Genomic DNA, 19365 nt, shown 5'->3' with positions numbered 1-19365 from the left:
GATATAATGTCTTTTATCGATGATTATAAAGAGTTTTGGGGATTACTAATATTTGGTAACATAGAAAACTTAGTTCTTGCATGTCAAGGAACAGTAGCACACGTAAATCCATTTATATTAGGTGGCTTAAGTTTAATAGTTGTAATAATATGGTTATTACTAGGAACATATGGAACAAAGATTGCTATTAAATATTCAAGAGCTATTGAATTTATAGGTGGTCTTGTAATATTTATATTAGGTATTCAATCCATGTTAGAAGCACTTGGAATATAGATACAATAAAAAATAAAATAATATTTTAAAATAGTTATGTTGACCTAGTTGTATAAAATTTGTATATTTATTTTCTTTACGACAGTTTTATACTATCATAAGAAGTATTACAATATCAACTCCATGATCTACATGACTTTCTTTTTAAACTTTTTAATTATAAACTACTATTTTTAAATTAAATAAATGAATAATAAAATACTGCATTTAATTAGATAAATTGTTATTATTCTCTCAATTATTCAGTTATTATCTAATTATAACTATTCATATCATACTATAGAATAGAATTAACTAATTTTTCAATAAAAAACATGGAAATTAATAATACAGATTTAACAAAGTCTAGGCTTACACTATATAACTATGATAAAATAATAGAATTTTCAGTTACTATCTGAATCTAAAAAAAAAATAAGAAGCAGACTTAACTCACTATTTTTGTACTATTTATTGAGTTGTTGTTAGTTAATCCATTTATTAATAAAATTATTCAAAAAAAAGAAAAGAAGGCGTTTAATATGTTTTATCTGAATTTTTCATCAAAATTCTTTTTATTTTCTTTAAGATTAATTTTGAATTCATCGTAGTGTTTTTGGTAGTCTTCCTCTGTTACTTGTCCTTGTGAGTATTTTATTGTATCATAGATTATGTATGCGAAGTTGTTCATTATTACACTTATGAATTCTAGGTATTCTAGTAGTATTGTAAGGTTATATGTTCCATGGGTATTGTCTTTTATATTGTCCATTGATTCTAGTAGTTTATCTAATAGTTTTAGTACCATGAATTTTATTTCTGAGAAGTCATTGGATAATTTATCTCGTATATAGTCATTACTGTTTACAAATGAAAATATTATGGGAAATGTTATGTCTTTTGAGAATTTGATGAATTCTTTTATTGCTACATGTAGCTTGTTAAATTTTTGTTCATCTAAATTTCCTTCTTTTATTCCTTCTATGATTCTATCTATTATTTTATTGAATTTGTTTAGTAATTCATTTACTGAATTCGCATATGTGTTGGTTTGATTGACCATTGTTACATCCTACAATTATTTGTTATATTATATTATATTATATTATTTGTATCATTGTATTAGTAAAAATGGGTAGTTTTAGTAAAAAAAAGAATAAGTTATGGAGGTTATGTATTTACTTTTTTTATTGTCTTAGTATATTTTGATATTGTGGATATTTATCTGTGAATTCCTCAATATCTTCTAGTAGATAGTTGAAGTAGCTGTCTACGCTTTTTTCAAGTGCTTCTTTACGGAAGATTTTTTGTTTTAGTCTGTGCCTTGCTAGTTCTGATTTTGTTTTATCATCATCTATTGTCGGCATTATTAATTTGTATTTTGCGTTTATTCCATCTTTTGTGTAGTATGTTAGATCGTTTAGTAAATCTGGTAATACTTCACCTTCATTTGTTATAAATTTATACATTGATTCAAAAGTCTTTGTAAAATATATTAGATCTAGTTTTGGATTAAATATATTGTTATAGTGACTTTCTACTTTTTTTATTGAATCTATATCCCAATCAATCATATTTAAACCTACTTAAATTTATGATTGTGTAATATTATAATAAAATTATATATATAGTTTTCGAAAATATTTAAATAGATGATTAATTATACTTAATTTGATTTATTTTATAAAATTAGTGTAGTTTAATGCTTTAAAAATAGTATTTTTTCTTGTTTTGTATAATATGGAAGTAGAATTACTGAAAGCTCTTTTTTTGGATAATTTATGTTTTAGAGGTAATATTCCGTATTTTTATTTTTATCTTTCAGTAATTAATATATCTTCCATTTTGTCTTTTGTCCTAACTTGGGACACTTGCCCGAATGACTCGACATTTTAAGGCCTCCATTATGCTTTCAAAGATATTTTTAATTATTTTATTGTAATTTTGTTATATTCAATACATACCTTATATGAATATATCAATATATATTCATATAATAATATTATGTATTCCTTCTATATAAATGTATCGAATATCATAAACTCTTACCCAACAAGTAAGCCAGCTTTGGATAATCAGAATTCTCAATATCCATTCTAACATAACAGCCAGTAACTATAATTCTACCAACATCCTCAAAACCAAGATACTTCACAAGAGTATTATAATAAACCTCCAATGTAGTCATTGTCCAGTCATTAGCATCAGCACTAGTAGCCATTAAAATAGATTTATTCTCATTATTCATAATCCTATGATTATTAGCATGAAAACGGTCAATAACCAATTAACTGTGCATCAACCCCAAAGTAATACAAGGGAGTAACAAAAACTATAAGATCAGCCCTAAGTAGATGAGGTTAACTTATCCATACTATCTCTTTTAACACATTTACTATTAGTTATACAAGTATCACAGCCTTCACATGGACCAACATCCTCAAAAGCAGCATCAAACCTATAAACAATAACTGTTATATTCATAAAAAAAAAACACTCCTATATTATTTAATTAATTTTGTAAAACATCAATCTTATCCCACATGATAAGTCCATCCTCATCAACATACTCCTCATCACAATGAACCTTATCAACACGCCCAAAGAATACTGTATGAGTACCTGGCGTTACAGATTCAATAACAGTACATTCAAAGTTCACAGGACAATCAACAAGTAATGGAGCATCAACTACGTCACCATCAACAGTTGGAATATTCTCTAGTTTATCAATATCTCTACCAGATGTACCTCCAAAGTAATTCATAGTATCCCTATAATCTTCTCTTGCAATATTAACAACAAACTCTCCACTTTCAGTTATAATACTATGAGAGTATCTTATGTCAATTATTGCTATCATGATTATTCTTGGCTCAAAACTTACATTAGCAGCAAAGCCTATAGGTAATGCATTATCTTTACCCTTCTTATCTCTACATGATACTATTACACATGGTTCTGGTTGAATATAATTACTAGTATCTACCTCAATCTTCATTATAATCACATCTCATTATAGTTTTATCTATTCTTGTATAGTTCTACTCCTCTTTTTAATCTATCTAGTCCATCAAGTAAAATCTTTCGTGGACAAGCAATATTTATCCTTACAAATTGTTCTCCAACTTTTCCAAACTGTACTCCCGGTGATAATAGTAGGCCAGTTTTCTTGTTCAGAAAATCACAGAAATCCTCCCCATGTATACCTAATCTACTGCAATCTATCCATAATAGATAAGTTGCATCTGATGGTACTAATTCAATCTCAGGTATATTATTTTTTAAGTAATCTTTCAGTAATTGCTTGTTATCATAGAGGTATTGCCTTAATTGATTAAGCCATTCATCCCCTTTAGTATATGCTGCTATAGTACCCTTTATTGCAAAGATATTAGGGTCATTTATACAGTCCACATCAATAACCTTGAATATCTTTTCTCTTAGATTAATATTTGGTATACATACTGCTGCTGTTTTTAATCCGGCTATGTTAAAAGTCTTTGTGGGAGCTATTATCATAATAGTATTATCACGACATTCCTCGGATATATTTATAAATGGATTATATTTTCTTCCAGGGTCAGTTAAATCTCCATGTATTTCATCAGCTACTACTACAACATCATGTTTCCTACATAATTGTCCTATTCTTTCTAGTTCCTCTTTTGACCATATTTTTCCTATAGGATTATGGGGATTACATAGTAACATTAACTTCACATCATCCCTTGCTATTTTTTCTTCTAAGTCATCAAAGTCTATTGAATACTGTTTATCCTTGTATATTAGCTTATTTTCTATTACTTCTCTTTCATTATCATCTATTATATAGAAGAACACGTGATATACAGGTGTTTGTATCAGTACTTTATCACCTTTACTTGTTAGTTTTCTGATAACTGTTGATATTGCTGGTATTACTCCAGTTGTATATTTTAGCCAATCCTTTTCTAGTTTAGTGTCATACTGTTTCCACCAGTCAATGTATACTTCATACCATTTATCCTGTATCATGGTATATCCATATACTCCCATTTCTGTCATATCTATTATTGCTTTTGTTATCTCAGGGGCTGCTTTAAAGTCCATATCTGCTACCCACATTGGTAACTCTGTGTCAAAGTAGTCCCATTTTACTGAGCTTGTATTTTTACGGTCTAGTATAGTATCAAAATCATAATTCATTTTAGTTTATATTCTCCTGTTCTTGTCTGTTAAATCTATATATTATTTGTTATTAATTACATTATTCCAATTCATTTATTATGTTAACAGTAATATTACAAAAGCAATAAATATAGAAATTATGATGGATGATAAAATCAAAGTATCAGTAATTATACCAGTATATAATGCTGAGAAATTTCTAGGAGAATGCCTGGATAGTGTACTGAATCAGACATTGCCTGATATAGAGGTAATATGTGTTAATGATGGATCCACTGATAACTCATTGAAGTTATTACAGGAATATGCAGGTAAGGATAATCGTGTGATAGTATTAAATGAGAAAAACTGTGGTGCTGGAATATCAAGAAAAAAAGGACTTGATATAACTAGGGGTGAATACGTAGCCTTTGTTGATGCTGATGACATATTAGATAAGAATTACTGTGAATTATCTTATGGGAATGCTTCCCATAATCATGCAGATATGACCTTTTTCAGAGTAAAATACTTTACAACAGATAAGTCTAGAATAACATATCCTGGTAAATTCAACCTAAAAACAGAAATACCTGACAATACAAATTATGATAACTATACCTTCACATGGAATACAATACCATCACTAGTATTCAATAGGTTCGTCAATATATGGTCAAGGATATACAGAAGACAATTCCTGCTTGATAATAACTTCTACTTTCCAGAAAAATTATCATTTAATGATGTACCACTACACGTAGAATCAGTACTCACAGCTAATAGAATATCCTTTGTAGATGAAGTATTATATAGTTACAGGTTAGATAATCCATACTCCATAACCGAAAAATCACATACAAATAGGAAGATATTTGATTTTTTTAAGATAATAGAACATGAACAACACTACTTGGAAGATCATGGTCTTGACCAAATACTGAAAAATGAATTCACACAGATGAAAATAGACCATCTCACATATCATTTATCAACCATAAACAAGAATGAAACACGAATTGGTGATGAATTTCATAGCAGAGTTAAACAGGAATTCCAGTCAATGAATCTAACTGAAAAAGAATTCAAGTTACTGCCTCATCAATTTGCAGCTAATTACTTAGCAGTTATGAATTCAAAATTCTTTGAGGATTATTTTAATAAACAGGAACACTATAATAATTGTGATGTTGAATATGAATTTAAAAAACTAGAAGAATCGAAGAGTACCCTGTTTAAAGTTAAGAATAAACTAAAATCAATACTAAAATAATCTAAAATAAGTGGAGGTGAATTGGTATTAATTCTATGATAATTTAATCATAGAATTTACCGAGGAATGATTTCAATCTCTCGTTTTCTGTGGAGAATACCTCTTCTGGTGTTCCCTCTTCCACGATGTATCCATCATCCATGAATATAACCTTATCAGCTACTTTTTTTGCAAAGCTCATTTCATGGGTTACAATAACCATTGTCATATTATCTGCTGCTAGGTTTCTGATTACATTTAATATTTCACCGGTGAGTTCTGGGTCTAATGCTGATGTTGGCTCATCAAAAAAGAGTATATCCGGATTCATTGCAAGTGCTCTTGCAATTGATACTCTCTGTTGTTGACCACCAGATAATTCACAGGGATATGCTTCTTCCTTGTCCTCTAAGCCCATCTTCTTTAGTAATTCACGAGCTTCTTTATATACTTCGTCTTTATTTCTTTTCTGAACACGGATTGGTGCATTTGTAATGTTTTTCATAACAGTATGATGTGGGAATAGATTGAAATCCTGGAATACTAATCCAAATCTACCTTCAAATATTATTTCCCCACTATCTTCCTGTTCAAGGTCTGTTAGACATCTTAGAAGTGTTGATTTACCAGAACCTGATGGTCCTATAATTGCTAGTACTTCCCCTTTATCAACACTAAGAGAAATATCTTTCAATACTTCATTATCATCAAAACTCTTTCTAAGATTCTTTATTTCTAATAGTTTCATGATACTTCCTCATATATTCTGTCTTTTGTCTAATCGTAATAATCTAATTTTTTCTCTATATATTCCATTACTGCTGCAACTATTATGTTGAATACGTAGTAGAATACACCGGCTGCAAATAGGGACATTATTGATGCTTCTGATGCTGCTATTTCCTTTGCTACTGTGAACATTTCTGGTACTGCTATTACAAATGATAATGATGTATCTTTTACTAGTGTTATTACTTCATTTGTTATTGCTGGTAATACTGCCTTGAATACTTGTGGTAGTATGATTATGAAGAATGTTTCATATTTACTGTATCCTAGTATTTGTGCTGCCTCGTATTGTCCTTTTGGAATTGATTCTATTCCACCACGATATATCTCTGCAAAGTATGCAGCATAGTTTAATACGAATGCTATGATAACTGATACTATCCTGAAATCACTTGATACCTGTAATCCAAATAAATAGTATGGTCCAAAGAATACTACTATTAACTGTAGCATTAATGGTGTTCCCCTCATAATTGAGATGTATATTCTCATAAGCCATTGTAGTGGAGCGAATTTACTCATTCTACCCCATGCTATTACTAATCCTAATGGTAGTGAGAATAATAGTGTGAGTAGAAATATTTCAATAGAAGTGAGCATTCCCCATGCTAGCTCACTTAGTATTATGCTTAATAACATGTTTTATTCACCTATTGTTGTGTTATTTGTTGTATTATTTTTACCTAAACTAACAGATTCAGGAACACCATAGTCCTCATATTTACTTGCAATTTTATCTATGGTACCATCAGCTGCCATTTCATCTAGAGTTTTCTGTACTTTATCTCTTAGTTGTGTGTTACCTTTTTTAAATCCAATTCCATATTGCTCGGAGGATATTTGTTCATCTAATATTTTATAATCCCCTGAATTCTTTTTATTATGAATTTGGTATTTTGCAACTCCCATATCCATTGCTATAGCATCTGCTGCACCACAGTCTAAGTCCATGAATGCTGTGTTGTAATCTGTAACTTGTACTAGATCTTTAAAAGTACTTGTTAATGTTTCATTATCTTCTAACGCATATAATGCTGATGAATCTTCTTGTGTTTCTACATTTTTATTTTTTAGGTCTGCTAAGCTACTGATATTTGATGTTTTTTTAACTACAATTACCTGTTTATTATCAACGTATGGTTTTGACCATGTGTAATCGTCTTCTCTACCGTTGATTGTGAAACCATTCCATATACAATCAATAGTACCTGAATTTAATTCACTGTCTTTACTGTTCCAATCAATAGGTTGTTTGACGAGTGTCCAGTTATTCCTGTTACATACTTCTTGGGCAAGATCTAAGTCAAATCCTATGTATTCTCCATTATCATCTTTGTAACCATAAGGAGGAAAATTTGGATCAAATCCAAGAACTAATACATTCTCATCATTAGAAACAGATGTTGTATAATCATTATCAGTAAACACTCCTGAAAATGCTACACATAGTATTATTACAACTAGTATAACAAGTGCCAGGATTGCCATGAATTTCTTATCCATAAAAAATCTCCATGTTTCCAATTGTTTATTCAAATACCCCTAATATATTTCATTAAAGAATAAAAAAAATTAAGTGTATAAATAAATGTTTGTAATCTAAGATATTTTAAATTAATTAATAAAAATAGAATAATATGATAAATAATTAAACAAACTAAGTATAAAATGTGAAAAATAGGCTTATTTATTCTATCAAGATGCGTGTTATATTATTAGAATAATAATTTCTTGATAACTTATTTATATTAATTAAAAGATATAATTCTATATATAAATTAGTGATTAAAATGACTTCAATTGATTATGATTTCGAGAATCCCGATTCAATTCCAATAAATATTTGTATGACTATTATTCTTAAGAGTCAAGAGAAGTTTTATCATGAAAAATTAAGAGATGTTGATGTTACTCCTGCAGAATTACCTGTTCTTATACAATTATATACACATCCTGGATGTACTCAACGTTCAATTGTTAAATCTTCATATATAACAGAATCTAATGTTGCTAAACTTCTGAAACGTCTTGAGAAAAAGAATATTGTAGAAAGAAAGGTTGATCCAAATAAAAAGAATAGAAATCTTGTCTTTTTAACTGAATATGGTTCTGAGATTACAGGTAATCTATTAGACATAAGTAGCAATTGGGAAGAAGATATTACGGAAGATCTTTCAGAAGAAACTTTAAAAATATTTAAACAATTATTATTTGATTTATGTCTTAAATCAGCGGAATATCTTCAAAATTCTTAGTATTATACTTTTTTTATTATTTTATCATTATTTTATTAAGAGTATTTCATTTTATCGTGTTTAAATTACTTGTTTTAGTATTTTTTTACAGTTACATTTATATAGTCATTATGTTATAAGTAATAATTAGAACTACTTGAATATTCAAGTAGATTGTATAGGTGATTTAAAATGAAAGTAATAGGAATAAACACAAGTCCACGTGACGGAAGTAACAACAAAATAGCAATACAAACAGCACTTGATGCAGCAGCAGCAAAAGGAGCAGAAACAGAAATATTCGACACATGCAAAATGAACATAACAGGATGTCAAGGAGACAATTACTGCAAAGCACATGAAGGAAAATGTGCAATCGACGACGACATGACAAAAATATACTCAGCAATCGAAGAAGCAGATGCAATAATCTTTGGTTCTCCAATATACTTTGGAAACATTACAGGACAAGGAAAATTAGTATTAGACAGATTATACTCATATTTCATGTCTGAAAAACACCAAAAATTATTCTCAAACAAAAAAGTATCAATAATCGGTACTAACGGAGTAGCTCCAAAAGAAGCATGTATTCCAGCATTAAACGCTGTACTTGAAGCATTTGGAATGCTTGGTTTCCAAAAAGGAGATGTTATTGACCTACCTGATAACAACGACCTAAAAGCAATTGAAGGTAAAGAAGATCAACTAACAGAAGCAAAAACATTAGGAGAAAACTTAATATAAACAAACCGTTTATATCTCTCTAAGTTTAATTTAACCTCCATCCTTTTTATCTTTTTTCATATTAACATACTTTGAACATTATCCTCCGCACTACTTTCCAAGAAGAAATTTCAATAATAATTTTTAGATAAAAACAATATTTTTAATTATTCATAACTTAACATAAAATTAACAAAATAAAGCATTATTTCAAAAATAATTCCCTAATTTAATATATAATAACTCACAATCCATAAATGATTAGAAGTATTCACACATTACCAAAAAAGTTTATCAAATAAAAAAAAACATTATTATTTAATAGATGGAATATTTAATTTATGAGTGATAATATATTTTTAAAAACATTGTGAAAATTTATATATATAATTAAAATTAGAAGTTATGAAAAAATAGATTTTATAGAATGTGCTGTATTATTTTTAATGTTGTTGTTCTTTATTGTTGTTGTGTTGTGTTTAGTATCAATTGCTGATCCACTTGTTTCTGTGTTACTTGTTATGTTGTTTCCTGTGATTGTGTTGTTTATTCTCATATTTTTATGGTTATGTTTTCTGATTCTAGTGTAAATGGGGTATATTAGTAAAGGTTGCATTCTATCCATTTAAATATAATGTTTATATTAATAATTATATTATTTAAGTTTGTGAAGTTCATTGGAAGTTTATTTGTGTTTCAGGATCAATAAGTTTATATCCTATACTCGTATTTATATAATTGTTATTTGTTATATAGTAGTGTTATTTGAATCAATTAAGATTGTTTCTTTAGGTAAAGTATTATTAATAAATGTATTATTAATTACAGTAATATTATAAGAACCTATTTGATTTTGATAACTCTAGTATGGTTTAGGTATATTGTTCCTGCTTCATTATTTGCATAATTATTTATGAAAGTGTTATTGAATATTGTTATAGTTTTATTAATGTTCAAAGAATACTGAAAGGATACAGTACAAAAAGAACTCCTCCAAAACCATTACCTAAATGATTCTTATACATATTTGAATAGCATATTTTGAACCATTTACGCTATTATTCATGAAAGTACAGCCTTTTATTATAGTATTTCTATCTTCGACAATTGCTCCTCCTGTTGCTATTTCATAATAACTGATTGCGTTAATAGCATAATTATTATTATGAAATAATGAATTTTTAATATAACTCTCAGAATTCTTATCAATGAATATAGCTCCTCATTGAGAACCGTCATTTCCATATGAAGAATTAGCTTTAACATAATTGTTTATAAAAATACTATTATCTACAGTTAATTACCACGGAAATAGATTTCTATAACTCCTCCACATAGCCCCTCATCACCATTATAACTAGTTCATTGGTAATATTTAATATTATTTATGAAAGTAGTGTTTATTAATGTAATATTTACTTCTGTTAATGCACCATATGAATTGTTTTCAAAAAGACAATTATTTACATTTAACTTGGAATGAATTTGCATTTATATTACCAGAATAATAATATTCATTTAATCCAATACAACATGAAATAGTATTATTTATGAAAGTACAATTATTCATGTTTTTGATTATACCCATATTAAATGTTGTATTATTTAAAAACAATGAAGAATTAACTTTATTAGTTATACATAGACTTCATAATTAGAAAGTGTTTTGTTAATATTCTCAAATGAACAAGCAATATGTAAATTATCCTCATTTGTATTAAAGATTACTATATTAATGTTAAAGTTCTATTATTAATTATCTCATGATTAAATGTAATATTTTTAAAAGTATAATTACCATTTAAAGAAATCATATAAACAGTTATTCTATCTGAAGTATTAATATTAATCAAGCCGTTACAATCATTATTTATAAATGTATTTTCTGTAAAGATAGTATTATCATCAATAGTTAAATTATTATGATTATTTATTCTTTTATTGACTGTAAAATTTTTCAAAGTCAAATTACCCTGATTTGACAGGTCGTTGAGTGTAAAATTTATCAATATTAAGTTACCAAAATTAGCCGTGAGTTTTGTTAGAGTTTTATTTTTGAAGGTATAATTACCGAGCATATTGTAATATTTGATAAATTCTATCTGTACCATTAATATAAACAGTAGACTTTTCACCTTTATTAAGCATGCATTAATACCTAAAATAGTGTTATCTAAAGTGAGGTTTACGTAATTATACATATATCGATAAATATAAGGGGTAATCAAAAAGGTGAACAGTAAATATCACAGTACTATTCTTACTTCCTCTTATGTTTAATGCATTATTCGTTATTATTTGATCGTTTCCTTCTATAACTATATTTTTTATATGAACCTTGTAAAATTAAATTATTATTTTAAAGAATATTTTCCTTCATTTAATCGTATAATATACTTAGATTCATTTGTATTACTGTTTATTTTATTTAATGTTGTAGATAATTCTGTGAAATGGTTTACATTCTTTTCTATTGTTGATGTTTTTATTGTTTTATTATTATTCGATTTAATTGCTTTAAGTTTATTTATTTTTTGGCATTTGTTTTGTATTATTTTCTGTATGATGAGTTATGTTGTCTTATATTGTTTGATAATTATTTGCTATAATTTAATGTTTGTGTATCTTCTGTTATTGTGTTATTTGCTGTATTGATTGAAGTGATACTTATTATTAGTATGAATAATATTGTTAAAATAAAATACATATTTAAATTTCTATTCATCTATTTTTTTCCTTTTATTCTTTCTTTTATTGGATATATTAGATTTTTATTAAAAATTGGCTCTTTAGAAAATATATATTTAATAAGTATATTAAAATTTATTTTAATAATTTTTAAGAAGTTAATAAAAATAATAAGTTTATACGAACTATATATTGTTTGAAATTAGTTTCAGCATAGAAAATATAGAAAAAAATAAGAAAATAAGTGAATTTAAATATGAATACACTAATTAGAAATTTTAAAAGAATTTATATTGTTAAAAAAATATTAGTTAATACAGAAATTATTAATTTTATTTGTTAAAAAAAATTAGTTTTGTTCAGGAATTAATTGACAAATAACAATTGAATTACAATGAAAAAGGTTAGAAGCAAAGTTTTAATATAATATTTATTAGACTAGTTCAGTAAAATATAACACTTTATTGGATTTCTATAAAAACTATAAAAAAAATATAAAAAAATGGAATATATTTTTTTATATTTCTGTGGTTATTATTCCTGCGTCCATTACTGGTTCTTCTAGTCCGTCTGGGTTTGATGTGTCTATGTTATCACTTGTTGTTGGAATATCACTATTGTCAGAGCTTTTTACTGTTATGTCTGCTGGTATGTCTTCTATGTTATTAAATGTTAGTTCTATTTGTCCTTGTTCGTTGAATTGGATGTTTTCTGCTCCTACTATTGCTACTAGGTCTTTGTAACTTATTTTACCTTCCAGGTATAATAAGTAGATGTATAGTTTGTAATTATAGTTTATTTTTGTTATTATTCTGCTTCTTTGTTCTTCGTGTGTTACTGGCCTATATTTTGTCACTATTCTTGTTTTTGTCACGGTTTTTATTGTGTTTTTGTATTTTGTTATTATTCTGGTTCTTGGTTCTTGTACTGTAACATTTCTATAAGCAATAACTGTTCTTGTTCCTGTTTGATGTGTTGTTACCTTTACTGGTTGTGTTTTAATGTTTTGTTTTACATTATTATTTATTATAGTGTTTCTTCCAATACCCACTGTTTTAATAGGTATGTATGGTCTTATTACACTAGCTCTTCCTGTACTATGTGAGGTGTTCTTAGTTATATTTCTCGTATAATTCTCAGTAATAGTATAAGGAACCTGTCTTGTAATGTTTACATTGTATGTTTCAGTGACGTTGTATGGTTCTTGTACTGTTATGTTTTCCTGATACTCTTCAGTTGCATTATATGGTTCTTGTACTGTTGTATTTACTGTGTAATTTTCTGTTATGTTTTCTGTTGTTGTCTGATTTACTAGTTTCCATGCCCATGACATTTCCAATGGAGTTTTATTTAAATTAATTCCAATCATATTCTGATAATGTATTCCACCATTATAAGCATCTAATGCTTTATAGTAATATAATTGATATGTTGTTACATTATCACGGAGTAAACCCCTGTTAGATATTGTTCCATTATTTTGTTCTAATGCTTCTTCAATACTAGTTAAAAAATACTGTAAAGGTTTTTTAAGTCCATTTGGTGTATATGCTAAAGTAACAGGATCATAAATATTATAAGCTGTTAAAAAATCTATTACTACTCGGTTAACATTATGATTTGATGCATCTTCAAAGACTGAACTGTCATTCCAGAATAATACAAGGAATGCTTTTACATATTCTATAACATTTTTATTCATCCTAGTATTAATGACTGTTTGATTAGTAATAATTTGTCTTTCATATATGGCATGAAAAACAGGTATTTTATCATGTAGTTCTGTACAAAAAGAGGTACTGTTATCATTAAATGGTACTGGTTGTCCATCTCTTAATGGGAATACTATGGCTGTATATAGATTTGGGTTATTTTCTACTGTATAATTCTTTTCAGAAGTATTTGTCGGTACTACATCTCTCTGATTATATACTATTCTATCCTTGTTTTCTTCAATTATATTTCCTTTGATAATTACAGTGTTACTTGGTAATGTATTATTTATTAATGCTTGATTAGTGTAATAACTGTATAAAGAATTACTATTATCTATTGCAATATTATTAGTGAATGTGTTACCTGTAATATTTTGATTTCCTTGTATTGAATATATTGCTCCACCTTGTTCTGCATTGTTATTTGTGAAAGTATTGTTTTTTATCGTTTGATTACTTATACTATTTAGTATTGCTCCACCATGATTATCTGCTGTATTGTTTATGAATATGTTATTGTTTATTGTGTCATCTGTACCAAAACTGTATATTGCTCCTCCGTATGTTGCCTTGTTACTGGTGAATGTGTTGTTAATTACTTTGTTTATTGAGTAATATGTGTATGCACTATTGTAATTATGTGTTAAGCATATAGCTCCACCATACTCTGCAGAATTATTCATAAATAAATTATTTATTATAGTAGTATTACATTTATTACCTGATATTACTCCACCAGTTCTTACTATGTTATTAGTGAATGTATTATTATTTAGAATAATATTACCTACATTACTATAAATTGTTCCATTAGTTGCTGTGTTATTAATGAAAATACTATTTGTAATAGTTAGATTTCCTCTATCATTGTATATTGCTCCACCATTATCAGCTGTGTTATTAATGAATGTTGAATTATTAATTGTTAAATTACCACCATTCATTATTACTCCACCATTACCACCTTTTCCATCAGTAAATGTTATTCCTGTGATATTAATGGTATGTCCCTGGTATATCCATATAGTACTATTTCCTATGAATGTTATTGTTTTTCCTTGTTGTGCTGTTATATTAAAATTTCTTAGAGTATTTGAGTTTATGTTTATTCTAGTGTTAAAATAATATGTATCATTATCCTCGTCTGTTACTAAGTATATTGTTCCTCCATTTGTCACCTTGGTTAATGCATATGTTATATTAGCAGGTGTTGTACTATCACTACCATCACCAATACCATTACTATTAACATAAACATAACCCTCATGTGATTCTTGCTTTAAATTTTTATTAAGATGTTTATTCTTATTAACAGTTACGGTATGATCTCTTGTAACATTATTTTTAGAAATATTACTAGTTACATGAACCATTGAAGCATTATCTGTCTGAATAATATTATCTTCAGTATGTATACCCGTATTATTAACATTATCCGCATTAACCGAGGTTAACATTAGTAATACTGTGCATAAAACTAAAAATAACATACAAGATCTTAAATTTTTCATTATATTTTCGCCTCCTATCAATTAAATAATAAATAAATGTTTACAAAAAAAATAAACATATATATAGGTATATATGACGTTTAAAAAAACTTTTTGATTTAAAAAAAATTCCCAAAAAAAGTAATCTATTATTAAAAATATTAAAAACTAATAAAATAAAGTTTAAAACATAGTTCTTAACATTATTCAAAAAAAAATTAACTCAAAAAGAGTACAAAGAAGAAAATTTAATGGAATAAAATAAAAGTGAAACAATAAATAAAATAAATAAAACTCAAAAAAATATATTTTTATTATATTTATATCTTATTCAATTCTGTGCAAAAATAGATATTTTCTAAAAAAAAAGAAAAAGAGATTAAATTGAAGAATTTAATCTTCTATTGTTATATTAGATGTTGAATTTCTACCTTCTAAATATGCTTGTCTGTCTCCGGTAACAATCATAACATTATTGTATTTTTTGAAGTTGGATACGTTTATGTTAGATAAATCAATATTACCATTATTTACTGTGTAGTATATAGTTTTATTGTTTTCATCTTTAATTGTTACACCATTTACTTTTACGCAAACTTTGTTAGTTCCAACAAGTAAGTTATTATTGTAATCTGTGATATTACCTTTTATAGATAATGTTTTAGTAGCATTATTAATAACTACTTCTCCAAATTGTATGTTGATTGGTGATTTTTCAACGGAGAATGCTGTTATATTTCTAGTATCTGGATAGAATATATCATTTGCATATACAGCTGTTACAGTATAGCTTCTTAGGTTACCATTAGCATCAACAGAGGCTGTACCTACAGGTACATGATATACATAAGATGCAATATTGTTTTCTACAGCAACTTTTATTGGTGAATCGTTTTCATCTTTTAATGTTTTACCATTAATTTTAAATATGACATATCCACCATTGTCAACAGCTGTAATATTTTCAGCATGTGGTGTTACATCTGTAATATTTGCTGTGAACACTATGTCTTTATCTGCAAGTGTATTGTTGATTGTAGTTACTTTTATTGTTGCACTACGTTTTGCTATTTGAGCTTCTGCTACGTTGGATGTATTACTTTCACAGGCACTTGATCCACTATATGTTGCTGTAATGTTTTTAGCATTTCTTAAATAAAGATCTGCTATCATAGTGTATTCAACTGTTCCATTTACTACTTTGAATTTTAATGGACTTGCAGTACTATTGAAAGAACCATCAATTCTTAAAGTTTTACCATTAAGTTTGAATACAAGATTTCCTCCACTTACACTGTTACCTTTTTCATCAATTACATGAGCAGTTAATGTTATTTTTTCTCCAATAATACCTTTTATTGGGTCTATTGTAACTATTGTAGCTCTTTTTACTAATTGTGCTACTTCTGAAGTTAATGATTCAGCATATGTTTTATTACCAGAGTATACTGCTGTTATAACAGTATTATTTGTTATACCCTGTATATTGTATGTGAATGAACCATTTTCATCAGTTTTAACAGCGTAGTGTGTACCGTTAATAATTAATACCATGTCAGCATTTGCTATTGGTGTACTAAATTGGTCTACTAAATTACCTTTTATTGTAGCATCGTCACCTACTGTTATTCTTGGTATAGTTACACTTGTAGTTGTGTTTAATCTATATACCTTGAATGTATCCACATTATAAGATGACCTATAATATGCATCACCATTATATATAGCTACTACAGTGTTTACATCAAGATTATCAGTTACTAGTTCATAAGTGTATGAACCTTCATTATCAGTTGTTACCTCCATAGCTTTGCCATTGATATATAATACTACGTTAGCATTTGCTACAGGATTACCATCTTCATCTACTAATTTTGTAACTATGCTTGTTTTATTACCATAGTTAGTATCCTTAGCTGTTACAGTAACTTTTGTATTTCTAATTGAAATAATTGTTGCTGTAAGATTTAATGGTTGATAACTAAGGTCTGGTGATGTGTATTCAAATACTAATTTATTTAAAGCGCCTAAATCACTTTTTGGAATTGTGATTAATGCACTTTCACCATCTTTTACTTCGTATGTATTATATTTTTTACCATTAATGTATACAGTTATGTTACCATTTCTAACTGTGTCATTGTATACATCTCTGATATCAATAGTTATTGTTGTAGTATAATCAGATGGTATTGTTACATTTTCAAGTTTTGTGTCTGTGTTAGTTTCTAAGAAGTTACTTATGTAAATGTTTCCTGTTGTTCTTTCTGATGTTAAATCATTGAATAACATGTCACGTTTGAAATCTGTGTTGTTGTAGAATTTGTTGTCAACTATAGTAATACTTTTTCTAGGTTCATTAAATATTACATAGCCATTCTCAGATGTTACTGTGTTATTAAAGAATATGTTATTTAACATACCTGTTGTTTGATTATTGTATACTGCTCCACCTTGTGCTGCTGTGTTGTTTGCTATAGTGTTATTATTTATTGTTATTATTCCATTACTTGTACCTATTGCTCCAGCTAATGATGTTGCTTTGTTATTTGCTATAGTATTTTCAGTAACTACAGTATTACCTTCATAGCTTCCAATACCTCCACCATTTACAGCGGTGTTATTTACAATAATGTTTTTAGTAATAGTTACATTACCTGTTTCTACTGCAATAGCTCCACCACTTACCGCAGTGTTATTAACTATAACATTACTGTTTACTGTGGAATTTCCACTTAATACAGAAATACCTCCACCATTTACACCAGTATTGTTAATAATAGTGTTATTATCAATAATGGTATACTGATTATCTAAAACATAACTACTAGTATAACTTCCTATAGCTCCACCATTTTCAGCATTATTTTCAATAAATGTACTGTTGGATACTATAGTTATAGAGTTTACATTACCTACAGCTCCACCACTACCAGCGGTGTTGTTTATAAAAGTACTACCAGTTACATATGTTGTTCCATAAGAGTAAGTACCTACAGCTCCAGCATAAGCTGCTTCTATTGGACTAATACTCTGAGCATCATTAACTTTGGTTGTAGCTTTTGCACTGTTATTTTTAAATGTTGAATTTTCAATTGTACATGTTCCTTCCATGTTTGCTACTGCTCCACCATAAGTTACGGTACCGTTCACAAAGTTATTTTGGAATATAGAATCAATAATTGCTAATTTTCCTTGATAATTTGTTATTGCACCACCTAAACTGTATGCTGTACCATTTGCAGAGTTATTTTCAAATGTACAATTAATGACAGTCAAATCTCCTCTTCTATTATATAATGCTCCACCATACTTATAATTTTTTGTAAACCAACCAGAATTTAAGAATGCTGTTCCATTAGTAAATTTAATGTTATTTAATGTTATACTTGATCCACTGCTAGATGATGCTATATTGTACCATATAGTTGAACCAGTTTGTCCATTAAATACTACAGTTCCATTTCCTTTAACATTTAATACAAAATTACCACAATTATCACCGGATGTGTATATTAATCCTTGAGGTGCTACTGACCCATTTATATTATAAACTCCTTCTTGAACAATTATGATTGAATTATTGAATTTTGTTTCACCGTTAGGAAATGATCCAAATACTGATTTAAAATCATAAGCTGTACTTGGTGTTAATCCATCATTTGTTGAGGAACCATTTAATGATACATAATATGTATTTCTAGTAGTATTAGCATCATTTTTTAGAGATTTGGAATTACTTCTAATCTTATTAGTACTAATTTTTGAATTATCATTCACAGTTGAAATAGTCTTTGAACTAGATTCTAAAATAACTTCATCATTACTAGTTATACTTGTATCAACATCAGATGTAGCTATAACATCATTAGTAGCTGCTGTTACTTCATTACTATTTACAGTTGAATTATCAGCAGCAGATAAAGCTGATACTCCTATTAAAACCATGAAGATAACCATTACAAAGAATAATACTCTATATTGATTTTTAATAGTCTTCCACTCCTATAATTTATAACTAATATATTAAAATAAATTAATTAAATATTAGTTGTATTAGATTATAT

Annotated in this window: 16 protein-coding genes; 4 read left to right on the top strand and 12 right to left on the bottom strand. The window is 27.5% G+C overall.

Annotation, left to right across the window (positions count from 1 at the left end; genetic code table 11):
- Nucleotides 1–6 precede the first annotated feature (6 nt).
- A complete protein-coding gene (locus OTK55_RS05375; protein WP_274871062.1) occupies nt 7–276 on the top strand; it encodes a hypothetical protein in 270 nt (89 codons plus the stop codon).
- Between the two features lie 526 nt (nt 277–802).
- On the opposite strand, the gene OTK55_RS05370 is transcribed toward OTK55_RS05375, so the two are convergent.
- The 6 genes from OTK55_RS05370 to OTK55_RS05345 form a co-directional block, all read right to left on the bottom strand.
- Nucleotides 803–1318 (bottom strand): hypothetical protein, encoded by a 516-nt coding sequence (locus OTK55_RS05370; protein WP_274871061.1) that lies wholly within the window; start codon nt 1316–1318, stop codon nt 803–805.
- Nucleotides 1319–1442: 124 nt separating this feature from the next.
- Nucleotides 1443–1829, bottom strand: coding sequence for a hypothetical protein (locus OTK55_RS05365; protein ID WP_274871060.1), 387 nt, complete (start codon nt 1827–1829; stop codon nt 1443–1445).
- A 461-nt stretch (nt 1830–2290) separates the two neighbouring features.
- Entirely contained in the window at nt 2291–2542 is a 252-nt protein-coding gene (locus tag OTK55_RS05360) for a hypothetical protein (protein ID WP_274871059.1), read from the bottom strand.
- 59 nt (nt 2543–2601) lie between these two features.
- The gene (locus OTK55_RS05355) at nt 2602–2739 is read right to left on the bottom strand and encodes a hypothetical protein (RefSeq protein ID WP_274871058.1); all 138 of its coding nucleotides are present in this window, start codon (nt 2737–2739) and stop codon (nt 2602–2604) included.
- A 28-nt stretch (nt 2740–2767) separates the two neighbouring features.
- The gene (locus OTK55_RS05350) at nt 2768–3256 is read right to left on the bottom strand and encodes a flavin reductase family protein (RefSeq protein WP_274871057.1); all 489 of its coding nucleotides are present in this window, start codon (nt 3254–3256) and stop codon (nt 2768–2770) included.
- Between the two features lie 23 nt (nt 3257–3279).
- Nucleotides 3280–4443 carry a MalY/PatB family protein gene (locus tag OTK55_RS05345; protein WP_274871056.1) on the bottom strand — a complete coding sequence of 388 codons (1164 nt, stop codon included), beginning with the start codon at nt 4441–4443 and terminating at the stop codon, nt 3280–3282.
- A 124-nt stretch (nt 4444–4567) separates the two neighbouring features.
- On the opposite strand from OTK55_RS05345, the gene OTK55_RS05340 reads away from it, so the two are divergent.
- Nucleotides 4568–5677, top strand: a complete 1110-nt coding sequence (locus OTK55_RS05340; protein ID WP_274871055.1) for a glycosyltransferase — start codon at nt 4568–4570, stop codon at nt 5675–5677.
- A gap of 43 nt (nt 5678–5720) precedes the next feature.
- Here the strand turns inward: OTK55_RS05340 and OTK55_RS05335 are convergent, their stop codons facing one another.
- Genes OTK55_RS05335 through OTK55_RS05325 form a run of 3 tightly spaced genes read right to left on the bottom strand, consistent with a single transcriptional unit; the run spans nt 5721 to nt 7948 of the window.
- Nucleotides 5721–6404, bottom strand: coding sequence for an amino acid ABC transporter ATP-binding protein (locus OTK55_RS05335; RefSeq protein WP_274871054.1), 684 nt, complete (start codon nt 6402–6404; stop codon nt 5721–5723).
- 29 nt (nt 6405–6433) lie between these two features.
- Nucleotides 6434–7084: an amino acid ABC transporter permease gene (locus tag OTK55_RS05330; protein ID WP_274871052.1), complete on the bottom strand. Its 651-nt coding sequence runs from the start codon at nt 7082–7084 to the stop codon at nt 6434–6436.
- A 3-nt stretch (nt 7085–7087) separates the two neighbouring features.
- Entirely contained in the window at nt 7088–7948 is an 861-nt protein-coding gene (locus tag OTK55_RS05325) for an amino acid ABC transporter substrate-binding protein (protein WP_274871050.1), read from the bottom strand.
- Nucleotides 7949–8235: 287 nt separating this feature from the next.
- Between OTK55_RS05325 and OTK55_RS05320 the strand changes: the two genes are divergently transcribed.
- Both OTK55_RS05320 and OTK55_RS05315 read left to right on the top strand, forming a co-directional pair.
- Entirely contained in the window at nt 8236–8700 is a 465-nt protein-coding gene (locus tag OTK55_RS05320; protein WP_274871049.1) for a MarR family winged helix-turn-helix transcriptional regulator, read from the top strand.
- Between the two features lie 171 nt (nt 8701–8871).
- Nucleotides 8872–9426, top strand: coding sequence for a flavodoxin family protein (locus OTK55_RS05315; RefSeq protein ID WP_274871048.1), 555 nt, complete (start codon nt 8872–8874; stop codon nt 9424–9426).
- Nucleotides 9427–9808: 382 nt separating this feature from the next.
- On the opposite strand, the gene OTK55_RS05310 is transcribed toward OTK55_RS05315, so the two are convergent.
- The 3 genes from OTK55_RS05310 to OTK55_RS05300 all read right to left on the bottom strand — a co-directional run bounded on the left by OTK55_RS05310 (nt 9809) and on the right by OTK55_RS05300 (nt 19246).
- Nucleotides 9809–10021: a hypothetical protein gene (locus OTK55_RS05310; protein WP_274871047.1), complete on the bottom strand. Its 213-nt coding sequence runs from the start codon at nt 10019–10021 to the stop codon at nt 9809–9811.
- Between the two features lie 2589 nt (nt 10022–12610).
- A complete protein-coding gene (locus OTK55_RS05305; protein WP_274871046.1) occupies nt 12611–15319 on the bottom strand; it encodes a hypothetical protein in 2709 nt (902 codons plus the stop codon).
- A gap of 372 nt (nt 15320–15691) precedes the next feature.
- Nucleotides 15692–19246, bottom strand: coding sequence for a beta strand repeat-containing protein (locus OTK55_RS05300; RefSeq protein WP_274871044.1), 3555 nt, complete (start codon nt 19244–19246; stop codon nt 15692–15694).
- Nucleotides 19247–19365: the final 119 nt, after the last annotated feature.

It is taken from the genome of Candidatus Methanosphaera massiliense (genome assembly GCF_028890305.1).
GTDB lineage: Archaea > Methanobacteriota > Methanobacteria > Methanobacteriales > Methanobacteriaceae > Methanosphaera > Methanosphaera massiliense.
The sequence above is the reverse complement of the archived record's forward strand: the minus strand, read 5'-3'. Positions and strand labels throughout refer to the sequence as shown.

Coding starts and splice junctions, on each gene's coding strand:
- OTK55_RS05375 (WP_274871062.1), top strand. CDS start 7: ATGTCTTTTATCGATGATTATAAAGAGTTTTGGGGATTACTAATATTT.
- OTK55_RS05370 (WP_274871061.1), bottom strand. CDS start 1,318: ATGGTCAATCAAACCAACACATATGCGAATTCAGTAAATGAATTACTA.
- OTK55_RS05365 (WP_274871060.1), bottom strand. CDS start 1,829: ATGATTGATTGGGATATAGATTCAATAAAAAAAGTAGAAAGTCACTAT.
- OTK55_RS05355 (WP_274871058.1), bottom strand. CDS start 2,739: ATGAATATAACAGTTATTGTTTATAGGTTTGATGCTGCTTTTGAGGAT.
- OTK55_RS05350 (WP_274871057.1), bottom strand. CDS start 3,256: ATGAAGATTGAGGTAGATACTAGTAATTATATTCAACCAGAACCATGT.
- OTK55_RS05345 (WP_274871056.1), bottom strand. CDS start 4,443: ATGAATTATGATTTTGATACTATACTAGACCGTAAAAATACAAGCTCA.
- OTK55_RS05340 (WP_274871055.1), top strand. CDS start 4,568: ATGGATGATAAAATCAAAGTATCAGTAATTATACCAGTATATAATGCT.
- OTK55_RS05335 (WP_274871054.1), bottom strand. CDS start 6,404: ATGAAACTATTAGAAATAAAGAATCTTAGAAAGAGTTTTGATGATAAT.
- OTK55_RS05330 (WP_274871052.1), bottom strand. CDS start 7,084: ATGTTATTAAGCATAATACTAAGTGAGCTAGCATGGGGAATGCTCACT.
- OTK55_RS05325 (WP_274871050.1), bottom strand. CDS start 7,948: ATGGATAAGAAATTCATGGCAATCCTGGCACTTGTTATACTAGTTGTA.
- OTK55_RS05320 (WP_274871049.1), top strand. CDS start 8,236: ATGACTTCAATTGATTATGATTTCGAGAATCCCGATTCAATTCCAATA.
- OTK55_RS05315 (WP_274871048.1), top strand. CDS start 8,872: ATGAAAGTAATAGGAATAAACACAAGTCCACGTGACGGAAGTAACAAC.
- OTK55_RS05310 (WP_274871047.1), bottom strand. CDS start 10,021: ATGCAACCTTTACTAATATACCCCATTTACACTAGAATCAGAAAACAT.
- OTK55_RS05305 (WP_274871046.1), bottom strand. CDS start 15,319: ATGAAAAATTTAAGATCTTGTATGTTATTTTTAGTTTTATGCACAGTA.
- OTK55_RS05300 (WP_274871044.1), bottom strand. CDS start 19,246: ATGGTTTTAATAGGAGTATCAGCTTTATCTGCTGCTGATAATTCAACT.